Raw genomic sequence first — 16,764 nt, 5'->3', positions numbered from 1 at the left:
AGGAGTACCTGTCCCCGTACGACGGCGCGGTGTCCGTCGCCGCCGTCAACGGGCCGCGCTCGGTGGTCCTCGCCGGCACCCCCGAGGCCCTGGACGCCCTCCAGGCCGAGTTCACCGCCCGCGACCTGCGCGCCCGCCGGATCGCCGTGGACTACGCCTCCCACTCGCCGCAGGTCGAACGCATCGAGGCGGAACTCCTCGACGTGCTCGCCCCGGTGACGCCCCGCACCCCGCGCCTGCCCTTCCACTCCACCGTGACCGGCGAACTCCTCGACACCGCCCGCACGGACGCCGCCTACTGGTACCGCAACCTGCGCCGGACCGTCCGCTTCGAGGAGACCGTCCGCGCCCTGCTCGACACCGAGCACACCGTCTTCGTCGAGGTCAGCCCCCACCCGGTGCTGACCATGGCCGTCCAGGCCACCGCCGAGGACACCGGCCGGCCGGTCGCCGCCGTCGGCACCCTGCGCCGCGAACAGGGCGGCACCGACCGCTTCCTGACCTCTCTCGCCGAGCAGTGGGTCCGCGGCGGACGCGCCGACTGGAGCGCGGTGTACGCCGACACCGGCGCCCGCAGGACACCCCTGCCCACCTACGCCTTCCAGCGTGAGCACCTGTGGGCCCTCGCCGGCCGCCCGCACGGCGGCGAGGGGGACCCGGCGGACGCCGAGTTCTGGTCCGAGGTCGAGCAGGAGGACGTGGACTCCCTCGCCTCCCGGCTCCACCTGGACCGCGACGCGCTCGCCCCGCTGCTGCCCGCCCTGTCCACCTGGCGCAAGGAGCGCCGGGACCGCTCCACCGCCGGCTCCTGGCGCTACCGCGCCACCTGGAAGCCGCTCGGCACGCTGCCCGACGCCGGCCTGGACGGCACCTGGCTGCTCGTCACCGCCGACGGCACCGACCCGGCGTACGCGGACTTCGTCACGGACACCCTGACGACGCACGGCGCCCAGGTGCTGCCCCTCGCCCTCACCGCCGCCGACACCGACCGGGACGCCCTCGCGGACCGGCTGCGCGCCCTGTGCGCACCGTCCGCCCCCACCGGCGTGGTCTCGCTGCTCGCCGACGCCGAGGACACCGGCACCGCCCACCCGGTGCTGACCACCGGCCTCGCGCTGAGCGTGGTCCTGATCCAGGCGCTCGGCGACGCCGCGATCGAGGCGCCCCTGTGGACCCTCACCCGGGGCGCCGTCACCACCGGCCGCGCCGACCGCCTCACCCGGCCCGCCCAGGCCATGGTCCAGGGCCTGTCCTGGACCGCCGCCCTCGAACACCCGGAGCGCTGGGGCGGCACCGTCGACCTGCCCGACACGCCGGACCGGCGGGCCGGCGAACGGCTCGCCGCCCTGCTGGCCGGCGCCACCGGCGAGGACCAGCTCGCCGTACGCCCCACCGGTGTCCTCGCCCGACGCGTCGTCCCCGCCCCCGCCCCCACCGGGGCCGGCACCTGGACTCCGCGCGGCACCGTCCTGGTCACCGGTGGCACCGGCACCCTCGGCCCGCACCTGGCCCGCTGGCTCACCGACCAGGGCGCCCGCGACCTGGTGCTGACCAGCCGCCGCGGCGCGGACGCCGCCGGCGCCGCCGAACTCGTCGCCGAACTCGCCGAGCGGGGCTGCGCCGTGACCGTCGCCGCCTGCGACGTCCGCGACCGCGACGCCGTCGCCGCCCTCCTGGACCGGCTCGCCGCCGAGGGCCGCACGGTGCGCAGCGTCTTCCACACCGCCGCCGTCATCGAGCTGCAGACGATCGAGGAGACCAGCCTCGACGCGTTCGCCAAGGTCGTGCACGCCAAGACCGCCGGCGCCGCGCACCTGGACGAACTCCTCGACGACGACCAGCTCGACGCGTTCGTGCTGTACTCCTCCACCGCCGGCATGTGGGGCAGCGGCCGGCACGCCGCGTACGTCGCCGCCAACGCCCACCTCAACGCCCTCGCCGAGCACCGGCGTGCCCGCGGCGCCCACGGCACCGCGATCTCCTGGGGCATCTGGGCCGACGACATGAAGCTCGGCCGGGTCGACCCCGGCCAGATCCGGCGCAGCGGCCTGGAGTTCATGGACCCCCGGCTGGCCCTGACCGCCCTGCGGCAGGTCCTCGACGGCGACGAGGGCGCGCTGGCCGTCGCCGACGTCGACTGGGACCGCTACCACCCGGTCTTCACCTCCTCGCGCCCCACCGACCTCTTCGCGGAGGTGCCCGAGGTCCGCAGGATCACCGAGGAGAGCACGACCCGCGCCGCGGAGGGCGGCGAGTTCACCGCCCGGCTGCGCGCCCTGCCCGCCGGCGAGCAGGACCGCCTCCTGCTCGACCTGGTGCGCTCCGAGGCCGCCACCGTCCTCGGCCACGCCTCCCCGGAGGTGCTGTCCGAACGGCGCGCCTTCCGCGACGTCGGCTTCGACTCGCTCACCGCCGTCGACCTGCGCAACCGGCTCGCCACCGTCACCGGCCTCACCCTGCCCAGCACCCTGGTGTTCGACTACCCGGACCCGCTCACCCTCGTCGGCCACCTGCGCGAGCTGATCGGCGGGCCCGCGGCCGAAACCGACGCGCCCGTCCGCGCCGCGGGTGCCACCGACGAACCCATCGCCATCGTCGCCATGAGCTGCCGCTACCCGGGCGGAGTCACCTCCCCCGAGGCCCTGTGGGATCTCGTCGCGGCCGGTGCCGACGCCATCACCGGCTTCCCCGCCGACCGCGGCTGGGACGCGGACGCCCTGTACGACCCCGACCCCGACCGGCCCGGCACCACGTACTCCACGCAGGGCGGCTTCCTGCACGACGTGGCCGACTTCGACGCCGGCTTCTTCGGCATCTCCCCGCGCGAGGCCCTGGCCATGGACCCGCAGCAGCGGCTCCTCCTGGAGACCGGCTGGGAGGTCATGGAACGCGCCGGGATCGACCCCGCGACCCTGCGCTCCAGCCGCACCGGCACCTTCATCGGCGCCAGCTACCAGGACTACACGGCCGGCGGCGCCGGCTCCGAGGGCGCCGAGGGCCACCTGATCACCGGCACCATCTCCAGCGTGATGTCCGGCCGCCTCGCCTACACCTTCGGACTGGAGGGCCCGGCGGTCACCCTGGACACCGCCTGCTCCTCCTCCCTGGTGGCACTGCACCTGGCCTGCCAGTCGCTGCGCAACGGCGAGTCCACCCTCGCCCTGGCCGGCGGCGTCAGCGTCATGGCCACCCCGCAGGCCTTCATCGGCTTCAGCCGCCAGCGCGCCATGGCCCCCGACGGCCGCTGCAAGGCCTACGCCGACGGCGCCGACGGCATGAGCCTGGCCGAGGGCGTCGGACTGGTCCTGGTCGAGCGCCTGTCCGACGCCCGCCGCAACGGACACCCCGTCCTCGCCGTGATCCGCGGCTCCGCGGTCAACCAGGACGGCGCCTCCAACGGCCTGACCGCCCCCAACGGCCCCTCCCAGGCCCGCGTCATCCGCCAGGCACTCGCCGACGCCGGACTCACCCCGGGCGAGGTGGACGTGGTCGAGGGCCACGGCACCGGCACCGCCCTCGGCGACCCCATCGAGGCCCAGGCCCTGCTCGCCACCTACGGCCAGGACCGGCCCGGCGACCGGCCGCTGCTGCTCGGCTCGGTGAAGTCCAACATCGGCCACACCCAGATGGCCTCCGGCATCGCCGGCGTCATGAAGACGGTCATGGCGATGCGCCACGGCACCGTCCCGCGCACCCTGCACGTGGACACCCCCTCCAGCCACGTCGACTGGACCTCCGGCGCCATCGAGCTGGCCACCGAGACCCGGCCCTGGCCCGAGACCGGCCGCCCCTACCGGGCGGGCATCTCCTCCTTCGGCCTGTCCGGCACCAACGTCCACACCATCGTCGAGCAGGCCCCCGAGCCGCCCGAGCCCGCAGCCGCGCCGGCGCCCGCGGCGGCCGACCCGGACATCCTGCCCGCGGGCGTCCCCGTGGTGCTGTCCGCCCGTACCGCCGACGCCCTGCGCGAGCAGGCCGCCCGTCTCCTCGACCACCTGACGGACCACCCGGAGCTGCCGCTGACGGACGTGGCCCACTCGCTGGCCACCTCCCGCGCCGCCCTGGAACACCGGGCCGCCGTCCTGACCGACGACCGCCGGGCACTGGAGCGCGCGCTGTCCGCACTGCGCGACGGCACCCCCGACACCGCCCTGGTCACCGGTGCCCCGGCGCGGGGCCGCCTGGCCTTCCTCTTCACCGGGCAGGGCAGCCAGCGCGCCGCCGTGGGACGCGGTCTGTACGAACGCCATCCCGTCTTCGCCGACGCCCTGGACGCCGTACTCACCCGCTTCGACCAGGAGCTCGACCGTCCGCTGCGCGAGGTCCTCTTCGCACCGGAGGGCACCGAGGAGGCCGCCCTCCTGCATGACACCGCGTACACCCAGCCCGCCCTGTTCGCCCTCGAAGTGGCCCTGTACCGGCTCGTGGAGTCCTGGGGCGTCGCCCCCGACGGCGTGGCGGGTCACTCCGTCGGAGAGATCGCCGCCGCCCACGTCGCCGGAGTGTTCTCCCTGGAGGACGCCTGCACTCTCGTCGCCGCACGCGGTCGCCTCATGGCCGCGCTCCCGGCCGGCGGCGCCATGGTCGCCGTCGAGGCCGCCGAGGACGAGGTGCTGCCCCTCCTGGCCGGACTGGAGGACCGCGTCTCCCTCGCCGCCGTCAACGGACCCCGCTCCGTGGTGATCGCGGGCGACGAGGAAGAGGTGGCCGGCGTCGCCGCCCGCCTCGCCGCGGACGGCCGTCGCACCCGCGCCCTGCGGGTCAGCCACGCCTTCCACTCGCCGCGCATGGAGCCCATGCTCGACGACTTCGCCCACGTGGCCCGGGGCCTCACCTACCAGGCTCCGGTCCTGCCGGTGGTCTCCACCGTCACCGGCGACCTCGCCACCGCCGAGGAACTGCGCACGCCGGAGTACTGGGTGCGCCAGGTCCGCGCCACCGTCCGGTTCGCCGACGCGGTACGCGCCCTGGACCGCCAGGGCACCACCTCCTACCTGGAGCTGGGCCCCGACGGCACCCTGTCCGCCGCGACCCGCGCGATCCTCGACGGCGACGGTGGCCGTGCGGACGGCTCGGCACCCGTCACCGTCCTCCCCGCGCTCCGCCGCGACCGCGACGAGGTCTCCTGCTTCACCGCGGCCCTCGCCGGGCTGTACGTGCGGGGGACCGGCGTCGACTGGGGCGGCACCCTGCACGGCACCGGCGCCCGCCGCGTCGACCTGCCGACGTACGCCTTCCAGCGCAGCCGCTACTGGCCCGACACCACCTTCGCCCCGCACACGTCCGACACGGGCACCGACGGTAGTGCGGACGCCGCCTTCTGGGCGGCCGTGGAGCGCGGCGACCTGCCCGCGCTCGGCGCCGACCTCGGACTGGACGAGGAGACGCTGACCGCCCTGGTGCCCGCCCTGTCCTCGTGGCGGCGCCGCCGCACCGAGCGGGCCGCCGCCGACCACCACCGCCACCGGATCGTGTGGAAGCCGCTGGACGGCGCCCCCACCGGCCGACCCGCCGGCACCTGGCTGGTCCTGCGCCCGGCCGGCACCCCCGCACCCGAGGCGAGCGCACTCCTGGAGGCACTCGGCCCGGACACCGCCGTCGTCACGGTCGACACCCCGGCCACCGCCGACCGCACCGCGCTCACCGCCTCCCTGCGCCGACTGGCCCACCCCGACGGCGGGTTCACCGGCGTCCTCGCCCTGCTCGCCCTCACCCCCGCCGGTACGACCGAACCGGGCGTCGCCGAAGACCCGGCCGGCACCGCGGCAATCGTGCCCACCGCCGCCGCCCTCACCGCCCTGGACGACGCCGGGATCACCGCTCCCGTCTGGCTGTTCACCCGGCAGGCGGTGAGCACCGGCCGTGCCGACCGCCTCGCCCACCCCGGGCAGGCCGCCCTCTGGGGCCTCGGCCGCGTCGCCGTCCTGGAGCGCCCCGAGCGCCGGCTCACCCTGGTCGACCTGCCCGAGCACATCGACGAGCGGGTCGTACGACGCCTCGCGCACCTGCTCACCGCACCCGGTGCGGAGAACCAGCTCGCCGTCCGCGCCTCCGCCACCTACGCGCGGCGCCTCACCCGCCACCCTGCCCCCCAGGGACCGGCGCCCCGCGCGTTCGCCCCCGAGGGCACCGTCCTGATCACCGGCGGCACCGGCGCCCTCGGCGCCCACGTCGCCCGGCTGCTCGCCGGACGGGGCACCCCGCACCTGCTGCTCGCGGGCCGACGCGGCCCGGACGCCCCCGGCGCCGCCGAACTCGTCGCGGAACTGCGCGAGAAGGGCGCCCGGGTGACGGTCGTCGCCTGCGACACGTCCGACCGCGCCGCGCTCGCCGCGACCCTGTCCGCCGTACCGGAGGAGCACCCGCTCACCGCCGTCGTGCACGCCGCGGGCGTCCTGGACGACGGCCTGCTCGACACCCTCACCCCCGAGCGGTTCGCCTCCGTCCTCGACGCCAAGGCCCGCTCCGCCGCCCACCTGCACGAGCTGACCCGCGACCTCGGCCTCACCGACTTCGTGCTCTTCTCCTCGACCGCGGGCGTCCTCGGCTCCGCCGGCCAGGCCAACTACGCCGCGGCCAACGCCTACCTGGACGCCCTGGCCGAGCACCGGCGCGACCTGGGCCTGCCCGCCACCTCCGTGGCCTGGGGCCCCTGGTCCGGCACCGGCATGGCCGGCGACGGCACCGGCGTCGAGGACCGGGTCCGCCGCGGCGGCTTCACCCCGATGAGCCCCGAGGACGCCCTCGCCGCCCTCGACAGCGCCGTCGGCCACGGCGACACCGCCCTCCTTGTCGCCGACATCGACTGGCAGCGGTACGCGGCCGTGTTCGCCCCGAACCGGGCCCTCGTCGGCGACCTGCCCGAACTCCGCGCCGGCGGCGGCGCGCACGGCGCCCCCGCGGACACGGAGCCGGTCCTGCGCCGCCAGGTCGCCGCCCTGTCCGGCGCGGCCCGCGAGCGGTACCTGCTCGACTTCCTGCGCGCCCAGGTGGCCGCCGTGCTCGGCCACCCCGACCCGGCCGCCGTCGAACCCGACCGGGCCTTCACCGACCTCGGCTTCGACTCGCTGACCACCGTCGAACTGCGCAACACCCTGACCGCCACCACCGGCCTGCGGCTGCCCGCCACCCTCGTCTACGACCACCCGACCACCCGCGACCTGGCCGCCCACCTCCTCGCCGAACTCCTGGGCGACCTGCCCGAGGCGGCTTCCGGACACGACGCCGACGCGGGAGCGGGACGGTCCACGGACGACGACCCGGTGGTCGTCGTCGGCATGGGCTGCCGGTTCCCCGGCGGCATCGAGTCCCCGGACGACCTGTGGCGCCTGCTGGCCGACGGCCGCGACGCCGTCGCCGGCTTCCCCACCGACCGCGGCTGGGACCTGGAGTCCCTCGCCCGGGGCGGCTCCGCCACCCTGGAGGGCGGCTTCCTCGACGGCGCCGGACTCTTCGACGCCCCCTTCTTCGGCATCTCGCCGCGCGAGGCCCTGGCCATGGACCCGCAGCAGCGGCTGCTCCTCGAAACCGCCTGGGAGGCCCTGGAGCGGGCCGGCATCGACCCGCAGAGCCTGCGTTCCAGCGCCACCGGTGTCTTCGTGGGCACCAACGGCCAGGACTACGCCACCGTGCTCCGCCGCGGCACCACCGACGTGCGGGGCCACGCCGCCACCGGCACCACCGCCAGCGTGATGTCCGGCCGCCTGTCCTACACGCTGGGCCTGGAGGGCCCGGCGGTCACCGTCGACACCGCCTGCTCCTCCGCCCTGGTCGCCCTCCACATGGGCGCGGGGGCGCTGCGCTCCGGCGAATGCTCCCTGGTCCTCGCGGGCGGCGTCTCGGTGATGTCCAGCCCCGACGCCTTCGTCGAGTTCACCGCGCAGGGCGGCCTCGCCGCGGACGGCCGCTGCAAGGCGTTCGCCGACGCCGCCGACGGCACCGCCTGGTCCGAGGGCGCGGGCGTCCTGGTCCTGGAGCGGCTGTCCGACGCCCGCCGCAACGGCCACCCGGTCCTCGCCGTCCTGCGCGGGTCGGCCGTCAACCAGGACGGCGCGTCCAACGGCCTGACCGCCCCCAACGGCCGCGCCCAGCAGCGCGTCATCCGCCAGGCGCTGACCGACGCCCGCCTCACCCCGGCCGACGTGGACGCCGTCGAGGCGCACGGCACCGGCACCACCCTCGGCGACCCCATCGAGGCGCACGCCCTGATCGCCGCCTACGGCGAGGGACGCGACCCCGGGCGACCGCTGCTGCTCGGCACGGTCAAGTCCAACCTGGGCCACACCCAGGCCGCCGCCGGTGCCGCCGGCGTCATCAAGACGGTCCTGGCCCTGGGCCGCGGAGAACTCCCGCGCACCCTGCACGTGGACACCCCGTCCTCGCACGTCGACTGGTCCGCCGGCACGGTCGAACTGCTGCGTGAGCACCGGGCCTGGCCCGAGACGGGACGCCCGCGCCGCGCCGGTGTCTCCGCCTTCGGGGTCAGCGGCACCAACGCCCACGTGATCCTGGAACAGCCCGCACCGGTCGCCGAGCCGAACTCGTCGGTGGAGCCCGAGACCGCCCCGACCGTCGTACCGTGGCCGGTCTCCGCCCGCTCCGAGGCGGCCCTGACCGCCCAGCACACGCGGCTGACCTCCTTCACGCAGGCACGGCCGGAGGTCCCGGCGCTCGACACCGCCTACAGCCTGGCCGTCGGCCGCTCCGCCTTCGCGCACCGCGCGGTCCTGCTGGTGACGCCCGAGGGCGAGCCGGTGGAGACCGTCCGCGACCACGCCACCGAGCGCAGGCTCGCGGTCCTCTTCTCCGGCCAGGGTTCGCAGCGGGCGGAGGCGGGACGTGAGCTGTACGCGCGCTTCCCGGTCTTCGCCGAGGCCCTCGACGCGGTGGCGTCCCGGCTCGACGCCGACCTCGAACGACCGTTGCACGAGGTGCTGTTCGCGCCGGCGGGGACGCCCGAGGCGGCTCTCCTCGACACCACCGGGTACACCCAGCCCGCGTTGTTCGCGCTCGAGGTGGCGCTGTTCCGACTGATCGAGTCGTGGGGCGTGGTTCCCGACTTCGTCGGCGGTCACTCCGTCGGTGAGATCGCGGCCGCGCACGTGGCGGGGGTGTTCTCCCTGGAGGACGCGTGCACGCTGGTGGCGGCCCGGGCCCGGCTGATGCGGGAACTGCCCGCGGGCGGTGCCATGGTCGCCGTGCGGGCCTCGGAGGAGGAGGTCGCCGCACGGCTCACCGGAGGTCTGTCGCTGGCCGCGGTCAACGGACCGGAGTCGGTCGTCCTGTCCGGTGAGGAGAGCGAAGTCCTGTCAGTCGCCGCCGCGTTCGCGGCCGAGGGCCGCAAGACGCAGCGTCTGTCGGTCAGTCACGCCTTCCACTCGGCCCTGATGGAGCCGATGCTCGCGGAGTTCCGCCGCGTCGCCGAGACCCTGGAGTACGCCGAACCCCGGGTCCCCGTCGTCTCGAACGTCACCGGTACGGTCGCCGAGCCGGGGCGGCTCACCGACCCCGAGTACTGGGTACGGCACGTCCGCGCGACCGTCCGGTTCGCCGACGGCGTACGCGCCCTGGCCGAAGCGGGTGCCGACGCCTACCTGGAGATCGGCCCCGACGGCGTGCTGACCGGCCTGGCCGCCCGGGTGCTCGACGACGCGACGGACGCCGACGGCGGCGACGCGGCGCGCAGCCCGCTCGTACCCGCGCTGCGCAAGGACCGTGACGAGGAGCGCGCCCTGCTCGCCGCGCTCGCCCGCCTGCACACGGCCGGCGTCGGCGTCGACTGGGCGGCGTGGTTCCACGGCACCGGCGCGCGCCGCACCGAGCTGCCCACCTACGCCTGGCAGCACCAGCACTACTGGCCCGAGCCCGCCTCGGCCACCGGCACGGGTGCCGGGCAGGACCCGGTCGACGCCGCGTTCTGGGCGGCGGTCGAGCGGGAGGACACGGAGTCCCTGTCCGCCACCCTCGGCCTCGACGACGCGGTCCTCTCCGGCGTGCTGCCCGCCCTGTCCGCCTGGCACCGCGGCCGGTCCGAGCGCGCCCTGGTGGACGGCTGGCGCTACCGCGTGACCTGGCAGCCCCTCACCGCCACCGCCCCCGCCGGCGGCACCACCGGGCGGTGGCTGGTCCTGACCCCGGCCGCGCTCGACGGCGACCCGTGGGCCGAGGCCCTGGCCGGGGCGCTCGGCGAGGACGCGGTACGCCTCGTCGTCCCGGCCGAGGACGAGGGTGCCGCCGCCCGCCTGGAGACGGCGGCCGACGGCACCGCGTACGCCGGTGTCCTCGCCCTGCTCGGCGCCGCCTCCGCGCACGCCGCCGGTCCCCTCGACGGTCCCGCCCGGCCCGACGCCCTGCTGCGCCTCCTGGCGGAGACCGGGATCGATGCCCCGCTGTGGTGCGTCACCCGCGGCGCGGTCCGCGTGGGCCGCACCGACCGGGCGGCCGACCCCGGGCAGGCCGCCCTCTGGGGCCTCGGCCGGGTCCTGGCCCTGGAGGAGCCGGAACGCTGGGGCGGCCTCGTGGACGTCGACCACGTCGCCGACGCCCGGTCCGCCGACCGCCTGCGGGCCGTGCTGGCCACCGGCACGGCCGACGGCACCGCCGAGGACCAGGTGGCGCTGCGCGCCTCCGGCGCCTTCGGCCGCCGCCTGACGCGGGCCGCCGCCCAGCGCCCCGACACCGTCTGGCGCCCCACCGGAACCGTCCTGGTCACCGGAGGCCCGGAGGGCTTCGGCGGCCACGTCGCCCGCTGGCTCGCCGCCCACGGCGCCGCCGGGGTGCTGCTGGCCGGTCCCACCGACCCGGCCGACGACGCCTTCGCGGCGCTGCGCACCGAGGTCGAGGCCGCCGGCGCCGTCCTCACCGCGGTCCACCACACCGACCCCGCCGACGCGGGCCCGCTCACCCGGGCCGTCGCCGCCCTGCCGGCCGACCGTGCGCTCACCGCGGTCGTCCACACCGGCGACACGGGCACCCCGGACGAGCCCTCGACGACCACCGTGCACGCCGCCCACGACGCGCTGACGGCCGCCGTGGGGGAGCGGACCCTGGACGCGTTCGTCGTCTTCAACTCCATCTCCGCCGTCTGGGGCGTCACCGGCCAGGGGCCGGGCGCCGCCGCGGGCGCCTACCTGGACGCGTTGGTCCAGCGGCACCGCGCGAGTGGCGTCAACGCGCTCTCCGTCGCCTGGGGCGCCTGGCAGGGCGCCGGGCCCGACGGGCTCGCCGCCCACCTGCGCGTCAACGGACTGCCCGCCATGGAGCCCCGGCACGCCCTCGCCGCCCTCGCCGCACTGGTCGGCGAGGCCGCCGAGGACCCGGCGGCCCCCGCCTCCGTCACCCTCGCGGACGTGGTGTGGGACCGGTTCGCCCCCGCGTTCACCCGGACCCGCCCGGGCCGGCTGTTCAGCGCGCTGCCCGAGGCCCGCGAGGCCCTGCGCGCCGTGGACGGCGGTGACGCGAGTACCGCCACGGACCTGCGGCACCGGCTGCGCCCCCTGGGCCGGGCCGACCGCGAACGCGGCCTGCTGGACCTGGTGCTCGCCGAGGTCGCCCCGGTGCTCGGCCACGCCGACGCGGGGTCCGTCCCGGCCACGAGTTCCTTCAACGACCTGGGCTTCGACTCGCTGACCGCCGTCGACCTGCGCAACCGGCTCGCCGCCGCCACCGGCCTCACCCTGCCCGCGACGCTCGTCTTCGACTATCCGACGCCCGCCGCCCTGGCGGCGCACCTCCTCGACGAACTCCTCGGCGGGGACGGGGACGAGTCCACCACCGCCGCCGACGCGTCCGCGTCCCGTCCCGCCACCGACGACGGTGACGACCCGGTCGTCATCGTGGGCATGAGCTGCCGCTACCCGGGCGACGTCCGCTCGCCCGAGGACCTGTGGGAACTGCTGGAGGCCGGGACCGACGCGATCGGCGGCTTCCCCACCGACCGCGGCTGGGACCTGGAACGGCTCCTGCACGGCGACCGGGACGGCCGTGGCCGCAGCGTCAGCCGCGAGGGCGGATTCCTCTACGACGTCGCCGACTTCGACCCCGCCTTCTTCGGGATCTCCCCGCGCGAGGCCCTGGTCATCGACCCGCAGCAGCGGATCGTCCTCCAGGCCGCCTGGGAGGCCCTGGAACGGGCCGGCATCGACCCCGCCACCCTGCGCGGCGGCGACACCGGCGTCTTCGTCGGCGGCGGCAGCGGCGACTACCGTCCCGCGATCGGCCAGACCGGGCACGTGGAGACCGCCCAGTCGGCGAGCCTGCTGTCGGGCCGGCTCTCCTACACCCTGGGCCTCGAAGGGCCCTCCGTCAGCGTCGACACCGCCTGCTCGTCCTCCCTGACGGCCCTGCACCTCGCCGCCCAGGCGATCCGCGGCGGCGAGTGCACGCTCGCCCTGGCCGGCGGCGTCACCGTGATGTCGACACCGGTCGGCTTCGTCGAGTTCGGCGAGATGGGGGCGCTCTCCCCGGACGGCCGCTGCAAGCCCTTCTCCGACGCCGCCGACGGCACCGCCTGGGCCGAGGGCGTGGGCATGCTCGTCGTGGAGCGTATGTCCGAGGCGCGCCGCCGCGGCCACGAGATCCTCGCCGTCCTGCGCGGGTCGGCCGTCAACCAGGACGGCGCGTCCAACGGCCTCACCGCGCCCAACGGCCCCTCCCAGCAGCGCGTCATCCGCAAGGCGCTGGCCGCCGCGGGCCTGACCGCCCGCGAGGTCGACGCGGTGGAGGCGCACGGCACCGGCACCGCCCTGGGCGACCCCATCGAGGCCCAGGCGCTGCTCGCGACGTACGGCAGCGAGCGCGACCCGCAGCGCCCGCTGCTGCTCGGGTCCGTCAAGTCGAACATCGGCCACGCCCAGGCCGCCGCCGGTGTCGCCGGCGTCATCAAGATGGTCCTGGCCATGCGGCACGGCACCCTGCCCCGCACCCTCCACGTCGACCGGCCCTCCAGCCACGTCGCCTGGGACCCGGACGCGGTACGGCTGCTGACCGAGGCCACCGACTGGCCCGACACCGGACGCCCGCGCCGCGCGGCCGTGTCCGCCTTCGGCGCCAGCGGCACCAACGCCCACGTCGTCCTGGAACAGGCCCCCGCCCCGGAGGGCACGGCCGGGACCACCGGGCCCGCCATCGAGACCGCCGGGCCCGCCATCGAACGGCCCCTGCCCGTGCCGCTGTCCGCGGCCAGCGCGGACGCCCTGCCCGACCAGGCCGCACGGCTCCGCGACCGGCTGCTCGCCGCCGACCCCGCCGCCCTGCCCGGCCCCGCCGACCTGGCCCTTTCCCTGGGCACCACCCGCTCGGCGTTCGAACACCGCGCGGTGCTCGCCGTCGCCGGACGCGACGAACTCCTCGACGCGCTCACCGCCCTGGCCGAGGACCGCGACGACCGCGCGGTGCTGCGCGGCCGCGCGACACCCGGCGGCCGGACCGCGTTCCTCTTCCCCGGCCAGGGCTCCCAGCGGGCCGGCGCGGGCCGTGCCCTGTACGCCCGTTTCCCGGCGTTCGCCGAGGCCCTCGACGAGGTCCTTGCCCACTTCGACCAGGAACTCGACCGTCCGCTGCGCGAGGTGATGTTCGCCGAGGAAGGCACCGTCGAGGCGGACCTCCTCGACAGCACCGGCTGGACCCAGCCCGCCCTGTTCGCCCTCGGGGTGGCCCTGTACCGGCTGTGCGAGTCCTGGGGCGTGCGTCCCGACCTGCTGGCCGGCCACTCGGTCGGGGAGATCGCCGCCGCGCACGTCGCCGGAGTGTTCTCCCTCCAGGACGCCTGCCGGGTCGTCGCCGCCCGCGCCCGCCTGATGCAGGCCCTCCCGGCCGGCGGCGCCATGCTGGCCGTCCGCGCCACCGAGGACGAGGTCGCCCCGCGGCTGACCGACCGGCTCTCCCTGGCCGCGGTCAACGGCCCGGAAGCCGTGGTGGTCTCCGGGGACGAGGACGCGGTGACCGCGCTCGCCGACGAGTTCGCCGCGCTCGGCCGGAAGACTAGGCGTTTGCGGGTCAGCCATGCATTTCACTCACTGCACATGGACGCCATGCTGCAGGACTTCGAACGGGTCACCCGTAGCGTGTCGTACACCCCGCCGAAGCTGCCCCTGGTGTCCAACCTCACGGGGGAACCGGCCACCGACGGGCAGGTGTGCGACCCCGGGTACTGGGTCCGGCACGTGCGCCGCGCGGTCCGCTTCGGCGACGGTGTCCGCACCCTCGCGGCCCGGGGCGCCACCCGCTACCTCGAACTCGGCCCCGACGGCGTCCTGTGCTCCCTCGCCCAGGACACCCTCGACACCCTGGCCGACGAGAACCGTCCCGCCCCGGTGGTCGTTCCGGCGCTGCGCACCGGACGCGACGAGGAACGCTCCCTGATCACGGCGGTGGCCCGGCTGCACGCCGCCGGCCAGCCTGTCGACTGGGCGGCGCTCCTGGAGGGCACCGGTGCCCGCCGGGTGGACCTGCCGACCTACCCGTTCCGCCGGCAGCGGTTCTGGGCCGACGCGGCACCGGCCGCCGCAGGAGCGGCCCGGGACGCCGGGAGCGCCGGGGACGAGGCGTTCTGGGCCGCCGTCCAGGACCAGGAGTTCGACTCCCTCGCCGGCGAGCTGGGCGTCGACGGCGACGCGCTCTCCCGCGTCCTGCCCGCGCTGCGCGACTGGCGCCGCAAGCACGGCGACCAGGCCACCGTGGACGGCTGGCGCCGGCGCATCGCCTGGCGCCCCCTGAACCGGAGCGCCGCCGGTACGCCCGTCGGCACCTGGCTCGCCGTGTTGCCCGAGGGACACGCCGACGACCCGTGGACCGCGCAGGTCCTGCGGATCCTCGGCAGCGGTGCCGTGACGATCGAGGTGCCGGCCCACGACCACGACCGTGCCGCGCTCGCCGCCGCGATCCGCCACCACCTGGACGTCTCGGGCCCCTTCACGGGCGTGGTCTCCCTGCTCGCCCTCGCCGGCGAGACCCCCGCCGGCGACACCCCCGACGGCGACACCCCCGACGGCGACACCCCCACAAGCGTCGCCCCCGGCGGCGGCGCGGGCACGGGCCTCACCGCCGACGGCACCCCGCTCGGCGCCGCCCTGACGGCCACGCTCGTCCAGGCCCTCGGCGACGCCCGCACCGACGCCCCGCTGTGGTGCCTCACCCGCGGCGCCGCCGCCGTCTCGCCCGGCGAGACCGTGGCCGCGCCCCTCCAGGCCGCCGTCCACGGACTCGGCCGGGTCGCGGCCCTCGAACACCCGCAGCGCTGGGGCGGCACCGTCGACCTGCCCGTCACCCTCGACGGGCGCGCCGCCGAACGGCTCGCCGCCGTCCTGGCCGACCCCGAGGGCGAGGACCAGCTCGCCGTCCGCCCCGGCGCGGTCTTCGGCCGCCGCCTCGCCGCCGTACGCCCCGAGGCGCCCCGCGACTGGCAGCCCGACGGCACCGTCCTGATCACCGGTGGCACCGGCGCCCTCGGCGCCCGCACCGCCCGGCGGCTCGCCGGGGCCGGGGCCCGCCGCCTGCTCCTGCTCAGCCGCAGCGGACCCGACGCCCCCGGCGCCGCCGAACTCGCCGCGGACCTGCGCGCACTGGGCGCCGAGCCCGTCATCACCGCCTGCGACACCGCGGACCGGGACGCCCTGGCCGCCGTCCTCGCGCAGCTGCCCGAGGACGCTCCGCTCACCGGTGTCATCCACGCCGCCGGCGTCCTCGACGACGGCGTGCTGGACGGCCTCACCCCCGAGCGGTTCGCCACCGTGTTCCGCGCCAAGGTCACCTCCGCCCTGCTCCTCGACGAGCTGACCCGCGCCCACGAACCGGAGGTGTTCGCCCTGTTCTCCTCCGCGTCCGCCGCGGTCGGCAACCCCGGCCAGGGCACGTACGCCGCCGCCAACGCGGTCCTCGACGCCCTCGCCGAACGCCGCCGGGCCGAAGGTCTCGCGGCCACCTCGGTGGCGTACGGGGCCTGGGACGGCGAGGGCATGGCCGGCGGCGAGCGCGCCGCCGCCCTCGCCCGCCGCACCGGCGTCCGGCCGCTCGACCCGGACCTCGCGGTCCTGGCCCTGCGGCAGGTCGTCACCGGCACCGACCCGGTCGCCGTCGTCGCCGACGTCGACCCGGACCGGTTCGCGCGCGCCTTCACCAGCGTCCGGCCCAGCCGCCTGCTCGCCGAGATGCCCTCCCACACCGCCCTCGCCGCCTCGGACGGCGGACGCGACGCCCGGCAGTCCGGACCCGCCCTGCGCGAGCGCCTCACCCGGCTCCCGGAGGGTCGCCGCGCCACGACCGTGCTGACCCTGGTGCGCGAACGCGCGGCCGAAGTCCTCGGACACCCCGGCACCGACCAGGTCGGCCCCGACCGCGCCTTCCGCGACCTCGGATTCGACTCCCTCGGCGCCGTCGAGCTGCGCAACCAGCTCAACGCCGCCACCGGACTGACCCTGTCCGCCACCCTCGTGTTCGACCACCCCACCCCCGCCGCCCTCGCCGGGCACATCCTCCAGCAGCTCCTGCCGAGCGGCAGCGGCGGCACCTCGCACGCCGCCACGACCGGCGACGACGAACGCGCCGTGCGCGCCGCCCTCGCCGGCCTGCCCCTGGACCGGCTGCGCGCCGGCGGCCTCCTGGACCGGCTGCTGGAACTCGCCGGACAGACACCGGACACACCCGGCGCCCACCAGGACACCACGGCCGTGGACGACGACGCCTACGGCGTGTCCATCGACGCCATGGAGATCGACGACCTGGTGCAGGCGGCACTCAACGCCCACCCTGACGAAGAGCGGGACTGAC

Annotated in this window: 1 protein-coding gene (cut by a window edge); it reads left to right on the top strand. The window is 76.7% G+C overall.

The genetic code is table 11. The features are described 5' to 3' along the window. Window positions 1-16,763, top strand: the 3' portion of a protein-coding gene (locus tag ACFZP7_RS01095; protein WP_385633554.1) for a type I polyketide synthase. 12,088 nt of this gene lie to the left of the window's left edge; 16,763 of the gene's 28,851 nt are visible here — the last part of the coding sequence; the start codon falls outside the window, past its left edge; it ends in the stop codon at window positions 16,761-16,763. The last annotated feature ends 1 nt before the right edge of the window (window position 16,764 follow it).

Source organism: Streptomyces sp. SudanB5_2050, from assembly GCF_964272335.1.
Lineage (GTDB): Bacteria > Actinomycetota > Actinomycetes > Streptomycetales > Streptomycetaceae > Streptomyces > Streptomyces rochei.
This window is presented reverse-complemented; position numbering and strand designations above follow the sequence as displayed.